The following is a 15,584-nucleotide window of genomic DNA, read 5'->3' on the forward strand; positions in this document are numbered from 1 at the left end:
AGTAATGTTGACTGCAGGCTGTGCCTGGTCAACGGAAGGAACATGTGATTGCCGGAATTTACCCGAGCGCGATGACGAACTTCATATTGCTAAGATTGAAGGCTACAAACCTAAAAATTTTTAGCGATTAAATTAAAGAAATTTTGCATGAACGGGGTAAAAGCATACAATCTCCGCTGAACGAGTATGGATGAGTGCATTTTGACCAGGCAAAATAATTTTTGGATCCCACAAGTTAACCTTCGAAGCGGCGTCTAAATCCAATAAACACCCCATAATCCCGTAAACGTATAAAGGCAGGATAAAATCTTTTGAATGAAAAAATCATTACTACTTATTGCATTCTTATTTTTCTCCCTCGCAGGTCTGATGGCGCAATCGGGCAACGGCGTTGTAAAAGGCAAACTCACAGATACCATCTATAAAGAGGTGCTTTCTGAAGCTACCATTACCGTACTCAGTCGCAAGGATTCATCAGTGGTTTCGTTTGTTCTTACAAACGCTAAAGGTGAGTTCGTGGTCAGCGACCTTGATTCAGGTTCCTATCGTTTAACTGCGACTTATTCCGGATATGCAACTTTCTCCCGTTTGTTCAAAATCACAAAGGATTCAACAACAGTAGACCTCGGAACGGTCCAGTTATTTAAGAAAGATGATCTGCTGGACGAAGTGATAGTTGAAGCACCCCCTATTTCCGTGAAAAAAGACACCGTTGAATTCAGGGCAGATGCCTTCAGAACGAAACCAAATTCAACTGCAGAGGATCTGCTGAAAAAGATACCGGGAATGCAGATAGATAAAGAGGGAAATGTAAAGGCCCAGGGTGAAGACATCACCAAGGTTTATGTGGATGGAAAAGAGTTTTTTGGAACAGATCCCAAACTGGCAACAAAAAACCTCACGGCAGACATGATCGAATCTGTCCAGGTCTTCGATGATATGAGTGACCAGGCTAAATTCACCAGGATTGATGACGGAAGTCGGGCAAAGACCATAAACATCAAATTAAAGAAAGACAAAAAGAAAGGCTACTTCGGAAGGGTGATGGGCGCGAGGGGTACCGAAGACAGGTACGATGGAACGCTTAGCTTTAATAAATTCAAAGGTGATCAGCGCATATCGGTTATCGGGGGATTGAATAATATCAATAAGTCAACCTTTTCCTTCAGCGATATCGTAAGCAGTATGGGTGGTTTTGGCGCCAGGGGCAACGGTGGCGGTGGCGGCGGCTTCACCGGCGGTGGTGGTGGAGGTGGTTTCAATGGAGGTGGTTTCGGCGGCGGTGGAAACCGCGGCGGTGGCTTCGGTGGATTTGGTGGCTCCAGTGGTGCAACCGGGATAACGAAATCCAAATCAATTGGCCTTAATTATACTGATAAATGGGGAGCCAAGGTAGACGTGACCGGCAGCTACTTTTTCTCCGAGACAGACAGGAGGACCCAAACTGACAGGGAAAGGCAATCCTTTTTCAATAATGATTCATCAACTGTTCAGAATAGCAACGCAGTTTCTAACAATTATAATCAAAATCACCGCTTCAATATGCGGCTTGAATGGTATATCGATTCCAACAATTCACTTTTGTACACTCCCAGCGTAACATTTCAGAGATCCGAGAGCGCCAGCTACGATTCCAGCAATACAGACGCACTGGTTGCGGGCAAAGAAAGATACCTCCGGCTTACCGGGGTATCTCTGAACGCCAACGAACGGGATGGAACAAACTTTAATAACAACCTCCTTTACCGTCACAAATTCGGTAAAACCGGAAGAACGCTGACGATCGGACTCAACAATACAATAGGAACCAGTGATGCTGACACCAGGGTATATTCGCCGCAAAGGTTTTTTAACCCGGATGGCACACTTCAGCGCGACACTTTACAACATCGGACCACCAACCAAAAAACCAAGAATAATAATAACACCATCAGTGCTTCCTATACGGAGCCGATATCAAACAACTCGCTGATCGAATTGAATTATGCTTATACTGATAATCACAGTACTTCGGATGGCAAAGGCTTTGACTACAATACCGGCACGGGCAAGTATGACAAGGTCAATCTACTTACCACAAACTATTTCGAGAACGACAACATCATTAACCGTGCGGGACTTAATTACCGTTATCAAAAAACCAAGTATAACTTTCAACTTGGTGGTTCGGTACAGATGACCGAAAGAGAGAACCGGAGTATCAGGGCGCAGACAGGCAAAGATTCAAGCTATTCTCAGAGTTTCACAAACTTCAATCCGCTCGCGAATTTTACCTATAATTTCAGCAGGTCAAAAACACTACGTTTCAATTATAACGGCAGAACCAATCAGCCGTCTATTGACCAGTTACAGGATGTGATCATCCCCGACGAAACCAATCCGCTATTGTATTATACCGGTAATCCAAATCTTAAACAGGAGTTTCAACATGGCTTCCGTATAAACTATAATACGTTTAACATTGCGAAAATGAGATTCTTCTCGGTCAACATGAATTTCAATACAACCCAGAATAAGATTGTAAACAATATCATTGTAAACAAAGCCAACGGATCTCAGACTTACCGTCCTATGAACGCAAACGGGGTTTACGGTGGATCATCTTTCGTTACCCTTGGATTGCCATTACGCGGGAAGCTTAAAGGAAGCAGCCTGAACTTTGATAACAGGGTCAGCTACAATCACGACGCCAACTACCTGAATTTCCAGAAAAATTTCACAAACCAGTTGGTCATACAACAAAAGGCAGGAGTAAATTTCGATCTGAAACAGAAACTCAATCTTGGTTTTAGTGGAACGATTGCTTATAACCATACTGATTATACCCAGGCAAACAGTCTTAACCCCAACCAGGTATACTGGACACAAACTTATACAACGGATATCAGCTACATCGCACTGAAAAGCCTTGTGATAGCAACTGATTTCGATTATATACTTAATACCGGCCTTGGAGAAGGATATGACCAGGCAATACCATTGTGGAATGCAAGTATCGCCAAGCAGATCTTCAAGAAGAAGAATGGCGAGATCAAATTGTCAGTGAACGATATCCTGAATCAAAACCAGAGTATTACAAGAAGTGTCAATGATAACAACATCACCGATACAAGGACAGTGGTGCTACAGCGTTATTTTATGCTGAGCTTCACTTATAACCTGAACAGGGCCGGGGCCGCCGGCAATCAACAGGGACGCGGTATGCCAGGAATGCCAAGGCAAATGCAGCGTTCAATGGACAGAAGAGGCAGCCTTTAATCGGAGACCGGACCTTAGCCCACAAATAGCAGTTTTAGTTTTAGTCAAATAGCAATTCAAAAAAAGACCCCCGAATCTTCGGGGGTTTTCTTTTAGCCTGGTAATGTGGTAACCGGCAGATTAATAAATCGGGCTAGCTTTTGCAGGCAGGCGAATCCTTGCCCCGGAAATAATTGTCCGCCTGATTAGTGTCTCCGCCTATAACTTGATTGTGAAATTGGTGATTGACCGACTATGATCACAGAAATGATGCTCTTCAGGAAGCGCGAAATGTTGGATGATGGTCTATACATGTCCCGGCATATCTTAACCCGGGTGGTCGAGTAATAAACAGAACTGTTTTTCATTTCAGGAATTTAGGTAGGTTTAAAAGAAAACATAACGCATAGCTTAACATCATATTGCGCAGATTAAATTTATTTTTCAACATTTTTATCTACTAAAACTATTTATTAGTTTTAGCGCAAATCCGTCTTATGAAAGTTGTATCGATGATACTGCTCGTGTGCCTGGTCTCAGTAACCTCTTTATGCCAGGGCGTTTTCAACAATCATACAAACAGTGCGCTTCAAAAAGTTATAGAAGACTATCCCAACAAGTTCAGCAATATAAAGGGCGAATTGCTGGCAGAGAATATTCAAACAACAGACTACCAATCCAAAGTGCAGATCCCGGGAATACCGTGTGTGCTTACACAATATAGCTCGGCCAAAAAAGCAGTCTACAGCTGGAAGGCGGAACTGGTAGAAGAGGAGGATTTTGAAGAAGCCAAAAAACGTTTCAAGGAACTCTATGGTCAGATCCGCAATACGATTATCAAAGTCGAAGGTGAAAAACCATTCATTGTTAATGGTTCGTACCTCGCGCCTACAGAAGAAAGAAAGTTTAATGTTATCAACTTTCAACTGCTGCCATCAGGCAGTGATATGGAAAAGCTTCAGATCGATCTTTCTATGAACTTCATGGTAACAGCCTGGAAAATCACGCTCACGGTTTATGAACGTGAGTATAAGGATGATGAGCGGATTACTGCAACTGACCAATAGTGCTGATAATATCCGGTAATATTAACCTTCATTAACATTAAACCAAGGGTGATTAACCTTTGAAGCGCCGGGCAGGAGATACTTTCGTTGTTTAAAACCCACGGAAAATTTTCTGTTATGCGAAGGCCCCCAACGATCAACCTGGCATTCTTACTGGTTATTTCCTTTTTAAGTTTCGGTCCCTTGTCTGCACAGGCTCAGAGAAACGGCAGCCTGAAGGGTATCGCGTATGACTCTGTCGCTAAGCAGCCAATCGGTGGGGCGACTGTTACGTTGCTCAGGAAAAAAGATTCCTCCCTTGTGAGTTTCACCATGACAGACAATAAGGGCTCGTTCGCTCTGGACCGCCTCGCGGATGGTGACTACAGGCTATTGCTTACACATATTAATTATCACAACCGAAGCCTGTATTTTTCAATCAGTGATAAACAGAAAGAGGTGGACCTGGGGAACGCCATCATGTATGACCTCGCGCAGGTGCTCGCAGAAGTTACCGTAACAGCCGAGGCGCCACCCGTCACACTGATCGGTGATACCATTCAATATAATGCCGGCTCGTTTAAAACGCCTCCCAATGCCAATGTGGAACAGCTTTTGAAAAATATGCCAGGGTTAAAGGTAGAGAAGGACGGGTCCATTACCGCCCAGGGTCAGAAAGTAAACCGGGTGCTCGTGGATGGAAAGGAATTTTTTGGATCTGACCCGAAGATCGCCACAAAAAACTTTCCCGCAGATGCAGTGGACAAAGTGCAGGCGTATGACAGACTGAGCGATGCCGCTCAAATGACGGGAATAGATGATGGCAACAGCGAAAAGACCCTCAACCTTAAACTAAAAAAAGACAAGAAAAAAGGCCTTTTTGGAAAAGTTAATGCAGGCGGCGGCACGGATGGAAGATATGAGGGAAAGTTCAACGTTAATTCATTCAAAGGTGCAAGGCAGCTCTCGGCGATAGGCGTAGCTAATAATACGAATGCGGAAGGCTTTTCTTTCTTCGATATGCTCAATTTTTCGGGTGAACTCAGTCGCATGCAAAGAGGAAACGGTGGTTCATTCGTGATCAGCGGCGATAACCAGCTACCCGGGATGGGTGGCCCGAACGGGGGCAATGGCACTGGCATTAATACCATCAAGGGTGGCGGCGTTAATTATAACAACCTTATTGGATCTAAAACTGATTTCACGAGCAACTTTTTTTACAATCGTTACAGTCCATTAAGACAAACAGAACTGGAAAGGGAATATTTTTTGCCAGACTCTTCCTACTTCTACAACCAGCGCTCCAGGACCTTAAGTACTACGGATAGCTACCGTTTAAATCTTGGTGCCGACATAAGACTGGACTCATTCCATTCGATCAAGATCTCACCCTCATTTGGATTTCAGCAGGCCGATAACGCATCGACCAGCGTATATAAAACCATGTCATCCGAAAACCAGGTAAGCAATGAGGGTATTACAAAAAACCTGTCGTCGAATGATGGTTTCAATTTCCGGAATGAAATCCTGTTCCGGAAAAAATTCAGGCAAAAGGGTAGAACACTTTCATTTAACCTGCAGACCACGTTGAACGAAAGTGAAGGAGATGCCTCATTGATGTCTGTCAATAACTTCTTCAGCAAATCTGGTATTGAGATCCGTAGTGACTCCATCAACCAGGTGAATACCAATGAAAGCGATCTGTGGAGCTATAATCTAAGGGCAGTATACACCGAACCTATAATGAAAAATACCTTACTTGAATTTACCCTGGGGAAAAGCAACAGTATAAGCTCTGCGCAGAAAATAACCTTTGATTATAACCCGGCAAATGGCAAATACGACATGCTTAACAAAGCGCTTACAAACGATTACTCTAACACCTACGGATATACGAACGGAGGAATCAGGCTGCGCACTGTAAGGAACAATTTTAATATCGCTATAGGCGTCAATGCCCAACAAGCTGACCTGCAAGGGAAGGTGGTACTTGGCCTTAAAGACTCAACGATTGAGCAACGGTTCAGGAACCTGCTGCCCAATGCAAGGATTCAATATAATTTTACAAAGTTTAAGCACCTGACGCTTAATTACAGCACCAATACCAACCAGCCGACCATGGCTCAACTGCAGCCTGTCCCGGATATCAGTGACCCCCTGAATATCAAAGCAGGAAATCCCAACCTGAAACAGGAATACACCCACGGCCTGCAACTCGACCTGGCATCGGTAAATCCCTTCACTAATAAAAATCTGTTTGTGTTCTTTACGGTGAATCAAACGAGTAATAAAATTGTGAACTATGATCTGATTGACCGGTTTGGTGTGAAAACAACTATTCCGGTGAACGTTAATGGAGTTACGGGTTTAAGCGGCAGGGCGAGTGTGGGTTTGCCGGTAAGATCAATAAAAGGAAACCTGAACATCAGCAGTGATATCACGTATAATAAAGGCAAGCAGTTTATCAATAATGCGGCAAATGAGATCAGGAATTTCAATCTCGGCCCCGAAGTAAGGCTTGACCTTAATTTTGATACTAAATTCTATATGAGCGTCGGGGCTGAAGTAAGATACTCCAATACTTCTTACACACTGCCGGGCGCTCAGGATGCCTCATTCGTTGTACAGGAGTATTTTACTGAACTAAACTGGGAACTCCCGGCGAAGTTTTTCTTCAATACCAGGTATACTTATACAATCAATACACAGCAAGCCGATGGATTCAATACCCGTTTTCCATTATGGAATGCTTACTTAAGCAAGCAATTCCTGAAATACAACCGTGGCGAATTCAAGATCACCGCGTTTGACATTTTGAATGAAAATGTGGGGATAAGCAGAACAGCAAATCAAAACTTCATTGAAGACAAACGTGTCAACAATCTTCAGCAATATTTCCTGCTGAGTTTTACCTATAGCCTCAGTAAAAATTCAGCTGGATTCCGGCCTGTGAACGATATAAAAATAGTCAGGTAATGTATCTATAAATGAAAAGACCCCCGGAAAGTAATCTCGCCGGGGGTCTTTTCATTACCGGATCGTTCTGAATGAATGTCCTGGGATAAATCGAGTATTCAATATGACTCGTAGATTCTGAACGACCGGGATGTTCAATGTCTAATTTATTCTGATCGTCTGGTTTCTTCCTCCGTTATTCCGCTGCATTTCCTGAATCATCTTTTGCTGTTCATTTGCAAATTCCTTTGGCGTCACTTTTTTACCTGATTTCGGCTCTTTGATCAGGGCAAGATCAGTCTTGGGTGAGATTTCCAATGCTTTGTAAACTGTCCTTCCGTCGTTGACGTTAATTTCGAGGATGGCGCCGGGTAGTTGCCCCTGGTATTCGGGTCCCGTAGGTACCGCTATTGCGGGGGTAAACCAGGCTACAATGTTTGCTGTATCAGCCATCTCTGTCCTGGTTGTTTCTCCATTGTTCACCATGGTTCGCATACTTGTGGATATCCGCTGTGCCTTAGCTTGCTGGCATGGCAGGCCCAGGATGGATTTTGATTCCCCGGTTAACTTCCATTGCAATGGACGAATGCTATCACTGATGATGTATTTCTTACCTGCAAACTCCCGCTGGTCAACCATTCTCTTCTCTTCATAATTGTAGTAGGAAACATCCTCTGCACCACCGCCAAAGGTCCGTATCACAATCTGGCCCCCTCCAAAGTCAGTAGGTTCAGGGGTCTCGTCTATCACAGGTCGTCTTAACGACTGATTTTTTCCAAACAGCACTTCCATCTTATCGGTCCTTGACTGGGGTACATTTCTTTCCATTCCATCTCCTATATCTGCTATTCTTAACTGCAGCTGGGTGGTCCTTTCATATAATATTCTACCTTCCTGCTGCTGTGCCTGCAACTGGAAAAACGCCGTCAGGGCGAGGCCGGTAATCCAATATCGTTTCATAAAAAATAATTTGTTCAAATCTATTCCAGCCTGGCAAGCAGGGAGGTTAATGCACCTTGGTTTATTGTTAATTAAGGTTAATGATTTACCAGGCCTGAAATCGAATCCTATATTTTTGTCAATCATGACCAGCAGAAGGAAATATATACCCATCGGCTTAATGTTGCTCGCAATATTGGCCATTGCTTTCTTCCAGGGCTACTGGTTATACAAAACGTTTGGAGATGAAAAACAAACACTGAACATAAGAACCAATGTGCTTTTCAGGGAATCGATCTTTGAATCACAGGCAGCAAGGTTTAACCTGGACACTGCAGGGACTATCAAAATTGGAGATAAAGTCGAAGCCATTCGAGTCCTCAGTAATGTACAAAACAGGATGCAGATAGTGGACTCAACCGTTCCCGGTGAAAAACGGGTGATGCTTAAACTAAGAAGTCGTAGTGACAACCATGATACCGTGTTCACAACAACGCCAGACTCGCTTCCGGAATTACATCTCAAGGAGCTTCCTCAAAAACGCAATATCAACATTACCCGTAAAGGAGACTTTTTTTATGAAGTATTGGAAGGGGTTGATATGGTGCAGGACTCGTTGACAATTCCGGACATCAACAGGAGACTAAGCGTGGCATTGCAGAAAGAAGGGATCAACATTCCCTTTGTAATTAACCGGATTCCGATTCAACCCGGTCACCGCGTCAGGTCGGATAACCTCGAGTCTTCCAACGAGGTAGTAATCGGGTTTTCCCGTCCGCTTATCTTTAGACTTGAGCTACAGCAAACCGGAATATATCTTTTTAAAAAAATGTTGCCCCAGATCCTTGTTTCAGTGCTCCTGGTGGCGCTTACGACAATTTCATTTATTGTGATGTACCGTAACCTCGTAAGACAGCGAAGGCTCACACAGCTAAAAAATGATTTTATAAGCAACATAACACATGAACTAAAAACGCCTATTGCCACCGTCAGTGTGGCTGTGGAAGCTTTGAAAAACTTCAACGCGCTTGACGACCCAAAACGGACACAGGAATATCTTTCCATATCAGCAAATGAACTGCAACGTTTGTCACTGCTTGTTGATAAGGTGCTTAAACTATCTATGTTCGAAAAGCAGGAGATTGAATTGAAAAACGAAACTTTTGATCTCAGGCAGCTGATTGAAGAAGTTGTTGCATCCATGAGGTTGCAGTTTGAAAAATTTCGTGCAACTATCAAACTCGAACTCCCGGACAAACCTCTGCCGCTTACAGCAGACCGGCTGCATATTACAAGTGTAATTTATAATTTGCTTGATAATGCGCTCAAATACAGTAAGGGGAATCCTGTAATCCGCATAGGTGTGAAAGAAAATGCTGATGAACTGGAATTTGTTGTAGCAGACAATGGGGTCGGGATCCCCGGTGAATATAAGGAGAAAGTTTTCGACAAATTCTTTCGCGTTCCTACCGGCGATCATCATAACGTTAAAGGCTACGGGCTTGGATTAAGTTATGTTGCCTATGTTATTCAAAGGCATCATGGCAAAATTGCGGTCGAGACCGAAACCGGTGCCGGAAGCACGTTTATCGTTACGTTACCAAAAATCATTTAATAGCAAAATAATCCAGGAATGAATAAGATCAGGGTGCTTTATGTTGAAGATGAATTGTTTCTTGGCAAGATCGTACGTGAAAGCCTGGAGACAAGAAACTTTGATGTGATCATGGAAACAGATGGCGCTAATGTTTTTGATTCATTCAGGCAGGCAAAACCCGATGTCTGTGTTCTGGACGTAATGTTGCCCAACAAGGATGGTTTCGCTATTGCAGAAGAGATCCGGTCAATCGATCAGGCGGTACCTATTATCTTTCTCACTGCAAAAACACAAACTACTGACCTGGTGAAGGGCTTTTCACTAGGTGCCAACGACTATATAAGGAAGCCATTTAGTATGGAGGAGCTGATCGTAAGGATCGATAATGCATTAAAGCACCGCAATAATACACATAAGGAAGAACCGCCACAGGAACAGCTGCGGCTTGGGAAATACCTGTTTCACTTAAACAGGCAGGTCCTGGTGACGGGTAACGATGAAAAGAAGCTGTCCTTCCGGGAAAGCGAGTTGTTGAAATTGCTTTATCAGAACCGGGAACGGATCATCGACAGGAAAGATATTCTCAACCTGCTTTGGGGGAACGACTCGTTTTTTAATTCAAGAAACCTGGACGTCTATATTACTAAACTGAGAAGTTATCTGCGCATGGACGAATCGATTGAAATTCTGACAATTAAAGGAGTTGGCTACCGCTTCATTATTTCGTAGACGAACGCTTCTTCATTATTTGATAGGGGAATACGGTTTATCTTTCGTAGAGGAACACCGGTTAATCACGCATGACAAACACAGGTGTTTCATGGATTGACGAACACCGATCTCTCATGCATTGACGAACACCGGTCTACCGTGCATTGACGAACACCGATCTATCATTCGAAGACAAACAGTGATCAAACGACCTGGACCCCAGGCTTATCCCTGGTTAACCTTTCGCCGTCTTCAGATCGGGCATAAAGGAGAACCTCGAACGAAGCAGCCACATTATCGTAAAGCTTGGGACAAAATCCGTAAATGGCAACAACTCTTCCAGGAAGTTGAAAACACCTCCGAAAGCGCCTTTCCAGCCACCAAATGTTTTATAAAATATTACTGCAGATATTGGTGCCCAGAGAAGATCGCCGAACTCACCAAGGAAGGGAATGCTGTAAGTAGCATATCCGATAACATCCATCAATATGCAGAATAAAAGAGAGATGGTTTTTTGACCACCCTGTGTTTTTCCCGAAACCGTTCCTGCTGACAATAACCTGCCACCATTGAATGTTGAAGGACTGTCGCTGATGTATGCTACAGGTTTCCTGCGGCTAAACAATGACTTCATCTTTTCCGTATTATTGAACAGTGAAAAATCGAGTACCTGTTATCGGATAATGATGATCAAAATAACCCGGGGGTTGTATGCTGAGATTTTTTTTTTAGACAACGAGCATCCGGGCCTTCAGCACAGATTCGATTTCCTCCAGGCGGAAAGGCTTGGAGATGTAGTCGGTCATGCCTGCCTCGATACATTTTTCTTTATCACCAAGCATGGCATCAGCGGTCAACGCGATGATTGGCAGGGTGGCGTAAACTCCCTCCATTTTCCTGATCATCCGGGTAGTTGCAAACCCATCCATCTCAGGCATATTTACATCCATGAAAATCAGTACGGGCTCCTGTTCCTGCAGGATACTAAGTGCCTGTTTTCCATTGTTTGCCTTGATTACTTCAAAACCCATTTTGCCTAGTACCTCCGAAATAAGCATCATATTGATGGCATCGTCCTCAACTACCATGATGGAGGCAGAATCAGCAATTCGCTCAATCACCGGGATTTTCGCCTGGATACGCGGAGCCGGCTGTGCGCTACTGAAAAATGAACAGAGTAAGGCGTAAAGCTCATGAAGCTTTACCGGTTTGGTGAGCATCTTATGAACGCCGGCTTTGTCGGCCTCGTGCTGATAAAGGTTTTTTTCCAGAGATGACAACATCAGGACCACAGGGTTCGGATACTTGTGCTGGTACCGTATTTCCTTAGTGAGTTGTATGCCATTCATTTCGGGCATATTATTATCGGTGATGATCAGATCCGGATTATTATTTTCTCTTTTCATCCGCTCAAGCGCACTGATCGCCTGTGCAGGCCCGGCAGTGATCTCGCAGTTGATATTGAAATACCTGAACATATCAGCCATCATAAGGCGGTTGGTCAGATTATCATCAACTATGAGCACATTTTTTAGTGGCGGTGTATGTTCATTTGACAACTGCGGTTTTTCATTTACAATTTTCAACGAAAGGTGCAGTTTGAAAATACTACCGTCACCAATGTCACTTTGTACGGTCAGGTCACCTTTCATCAGATCAGCAAGGCTTTTTGAGATGGTGAGACCCAGTCCTGTTCCACCATATCTTCTTGTGGTAGAGGAGTCTGCCTGCGTAAAGCTTTCAAAGATTTTCTTGATTTTTTCACGTGAGATTCCGATTCCCGTATCCTTCACCGCTATTTCGATGTCAAGGTATGCGTGCGTATCCTTGGTATAAACTGAGCCGGCTTTGGTTACCGACACGAGGATTTCCCCTTCCTGAGTGAATTTGATGGCATTACCCAGCAGGTTTACCAATATCTGCCTGATACGCACCGGATCACCCAGGAACTGGGAAGGCAGCTCAGGATCAATATGGCAGATCATCTCGAGATTCTTTTCAAACGCCTTCACAATCAGGATGTCGATGGTTTCTTCTACCAGTTCATCAAGCCTGAAAACAGTATTATCGATCAATAATTTGCCTGCCTCGATTTTTGAGAAATCAAGAATATCGTTGATGACATTCAACAGGCCGTAGGCAGACTTCTTGACATTATCAAGGTAATCCCGTTGTGATTTTTGCAGTTCTGATGTCAGCACCAGGTCGGTAAACCCAATGATGCCATTCATCGGTGTGCGAAGTTCATGGCTCATGGTCGCCATAAATTCACTTTTTGCACGGCTCGCCGTTTCTGCCATATCCTTTGCACCTACCAGCTCCTGTTCCATTTGCTTACGTTCGATGGCGGCCGCGAGTGTTGATCCAAATGACTGCAGTATCGAAAACTCTGTGATCGTCCAGTCTCTTTCGTCTTTTGCATCCCCAAAGCCCACAAATCCCCAGAAGCGGTGCAGGGTGAAGATCGGTAGGATGGCAGTGGACATTAATCCCCTGCGTTCAAAATCGGCCCTCGTCGCTTCATGCTGTATGTCCCTGACCTTGCTGAAATAGATTTCATCCCTGGCAAGGGTTGAAAAAATCGGGTTAGTCATGTCAACAATCACATTCTGGTATTCGGGAGCGTGTTGGACCAGTTCTTCCCTGCCGCTTTCCCAATGCAGTATCTGGTTGCAAACAAGGTTATTATGTTGCTGGTCAAATTCATTCTTGTAAACATTCACTGCATCAACCTGCATCTTGATGGCAAGCAATTGAATTGCTTCGCCGATGGCGTCTTCCAGGTTGTTGTTACTTATGAGCTGATGGGTTGCCTCGGCAATAGCCTGCAGAAGCTGGTCCTTTCTCCGCAGGCTCTCTTCTACCTGCTTTTGTTCAGTGATGTTATGAGAAAACCCGAGTACGCCCCATACATATCCTTCGGTATCACGCAATGGCACCTTAACAGTACTCATTATTTGCGGTTTGCCGTCTATAAAATTCGGTTCTTCCAGAATAAACTTTGTTTTCCCCGTTTTGATAACTTCCTGGTCATCCGTCCAGAAACCACGAATGCCCTTCCTTTCATTGCCTTTAACAAACTCTTCCTGCTGGCCAATTTCAAGATCATTTTTCCCTACAAACTCCTGGGTGGACATATGCATTGAATCCGCGTAGGCCTGGTTCACCAGCAGGTAACGATGGCCGAGGTCCTTTATATAAATCCAGTCCGGTGTTGAATTGATAACGGTTCGTAAAAGTTCTTCCGACTGACGCACCTCTGCCAGCAATTGTTCCCTTTCCGCTTCTGATTTTTTTCGTTCCGAGATGTTTCTGGAGGTACAGATAAATTTTACAATCACTCCGCCTTCTTTCACCGGTTTCATAATTGTTTCCAGCCAGATATAATCCTCGTCCTTTTTCTGCATCCTGTATCTTAGGGTACGGAATTCAATTCCCGCTTGTAGTTCGCCCCTATCCCACTGTTCAAACTTCGCCTTGTCCTCCCGGTGTACATAGGCCAGGATATCGTTTCCTTCCACCTCCGAAGGTAAATATCCAAGTACTTTTTTAACTGAAGGGGAAGCATAGATTATGGTTCCGTCGGGCAGGTTTTCCGTTATAATATCTTCCGAATGCTGAGCGAGCAACCTGAATTTCTGTTCGCTGTTGAGCAATGCTTGTTCAGCTTCCTTCTGGGCGGTAATATCCTGCGCAATTCCAAATCCATTTGTTTCGTCTATCACTTTCCCTTTGATGAACAGATACCGCAGTTTCTGTGATTTGGTGTAAACCCTGATGGAAAACTGCGCTTCATAGTCTTTCAACTGCTTGTTTTGCAGCGCCTTTGAAATTTCGCTGATGAACAGATTCTGGTCCTCGAAAAAAATAAAGTCCCGGATGAGTACCTCCAGCGAAAAACTTTTTGATTCATGCCCGGATACTTCAAGCAGGCTAAGAAACTCTTTACTGAGCTCTATCTGCTGGGAAATGAAGTCAAGTTTCCATGATCCCATGCGTGCATAAGTCATGGCATAAGAAGAGGTCCGGATCGCATCTTTTTTCATCTCTTCCGCTCTTACTTTGTCTGTAACATTTACCCCGATTCCCTGGATCTCGAAAACGACTCCATTTTCATTTTGGAGGGAGATGAACTCCCACTCCGTCCACAAATATTCTTTTGTGCCGTTTACAGGTTTCCTGATCAGGAGCCGATGGATCTTCCCGGGATTTTTCCAGCATTCATCTGCCAACTGCTGACATCTCAGTAAGTCCTTTGGAAAGATGGAACTGAAATAAGTCATTTTCAGTACCTCTTTCTCATTGTACCTGAAGGTTGTGAGGAATTCGGGGTTTGCAAAGGTAAAGTTGCCTGTTTTGTCTATCCGTATTACATAGTTCGTTTGTGAATTGAGGATGGAGGTGAGGTATTTTTTTTCCTGGAGTAATTCATTCCGGGCTAACTGTAATTCAGCGTAATTTTTTTGATTACTTCTGAACAATGGTTCCAGTCCAAGCAACACAAGGCATGCAAGCGCAATTACCAGGGAGATAAGCTTCCCCGTATTGGTATTCGAAGATTCTTCTATTTTTCCATCAACAATGGCTGAATACTTTTCGGTGATGCCGGCTGTTATTGGCTGGACGGTTTTTTCGATCTGAAGAATTTCAGCAGTATAGCGGGCGGCGTTTCGTTTTAAAGTCTGTGAGTCTGCTGCAAGCACTTCCCGCGTTGTACTGACCATTTTATTAAATGCGAGGTCACTTTTTCTGAGTAGTTCGAAAATTTCATCTGACTGTTTCCGGGGCACTTCGGGCATTTGGAAACTGCTCCTGAGGCGATGCCTCGTGATCAGAAAGCTATCGATATTTGCCCGCAGCTGACGCTTCAGCTCCTGGCGTTTTGTATCGTCGAAATTCCCATTTAGAAGGATGAGGGCATCGGTGGTGATAGAGCGGCTGAGGGCACGCTGACTGGCAGCCTGGTTCACAAACCCAACCATTTTTTGGCTACTTCCTGATCGGATCCGCATAGCGTAATAGCTGAAAAAGTTAAACAGCAGGACCCCTGCCAGTAAAACTACAGCTATGCGAATGGAATTGCGGAAAGGACTGTTCAT

Annotated in this window: 8 protein-coding genes; 5 read left to right on the forward strand and 3 right to left on the reverse strand. The window is 44.1% G+C overall.

Annotation, left to right across the window (positions count from 1 at the left end; translation table 11 throughout):
* Positions 1-315: 315 nt before the first annotated feature.
* The 3 genes from ACX0G7_RS02875 to ACX0G7_RS02885 all read left to right on the forward strand — a co-directional run bounded on the left by ACX0G7_RS02875 (position 316) and on the right by ACX0G7_RS02885 (position 7,259).
* Positions 316-3,258, forward strand: a complete 2,943-nt coding sequence (locus ACX0G7_RS02875; RefSeq protein ID WP_458921910.1) for an outer membrane beta-barrel family protein — start codon at positions 316-318, stop codon at positions 3,256-3,258.
* Positions 3,259-3,734: 476 nt separating this feature from the next.
* Complete coding sequence (locus ACX0G7_RS02880) at positions 3,735-4,304, forward strand: hypothetical protein (RefSeq protein WP_458921911.1); 570 nt, start codon at positions 3,735-3,737, stop codon at positions 4,302-4,304.
* Between the two features lie 117 nt (positions 4,305-4,421).
* A complete protein-coding gene (locus ACX0G7_RS02885; RefSeq protein ID WP_458921912.1) occupies positions 4,422-7,259 on the forward strand; it encodes an outer membrane beta-barrel protein in 2,838 nt (945 codons plus the stop codon).
* 141 nt (positions 7,260-7,400) lie between these two features.
* Here ACX0G7_RS02885 and ACX0G7_RS02890 read toward each other — a convergent pair whose 3' ends face one another.
* Positions 7,401-8,198 carry a GLPGLI family protein gene (locus ACX0G7_RS02890; RefSeq protein ID WP_458921913.1) on the reverse strand — a complete coding sequence of 266 codons (798 nt, stop codon included), beginning with the start codon at positions 8,196-8,198 and terminating at the stop codon, positions 7,401-7,403.
* A gap of 124 nt (positions 8,199-8,322) precedes the next feature.
* Here ACX0G7_RS02890 and ACX0G7_RS02895 point away from each other — a divergent pair, with 124 nt between their 5' ends.
* Positions 8,323-9,792 carry a sensor histidine kinase gene (locus ACX0G7_RS02895; protein ID WP_458921914.1) on the forward strand — a complete coding sequence of 490 codons (1,470 nt, stop codon included), beginning with the start codon at positions 8,323-8,325 and terminating at the stop codon, positions 9,790-9,792.
* Between the two features lie 18 nt (positions 9,793-9,810).
* Positions 9,811-10,503: a response regulator transcription factor gene (locus ACX0G7_RS02900; RefSeq protein ID WP_458921915.1), complete on the forward strand. Its 693-nt coding sequence runs from the start codon at positions 9,811-9,813 to the stop codon at positions 10,501-10,503.
* Between the two features lie 217 nt (positions 10,504-10,720).
* Here ACX0G7_RS02900 and ACX0G7_RS02905 read toward each other — a convergent pair whose 3' ends face one another.
* On the reverse strand, positions 10,721-11,119 hold the full coding sequence (locus tag ACX0G7_RS02905; RefSeq protein ID WP_458921916.1) for a hypothetical protein: 399 nt from the start codon (positions 11,117-11,119) through the stop codon (positions 10,721-10,723).
* 94 nt (positions 11,120-11,213) lie between these two features.
* On the reverse strand, positions 11,214-15,584 hold the full coding sequence (locus ACX0G7_RS02910) for a response regulator (protein WP_458921917.1): 4,371 nt from the start codon (positions 15,582-15,584) through the stop codon (positions 11,214-11,216).

This window comes from Flavitalea antarctica (assembly GCF_054461535.1).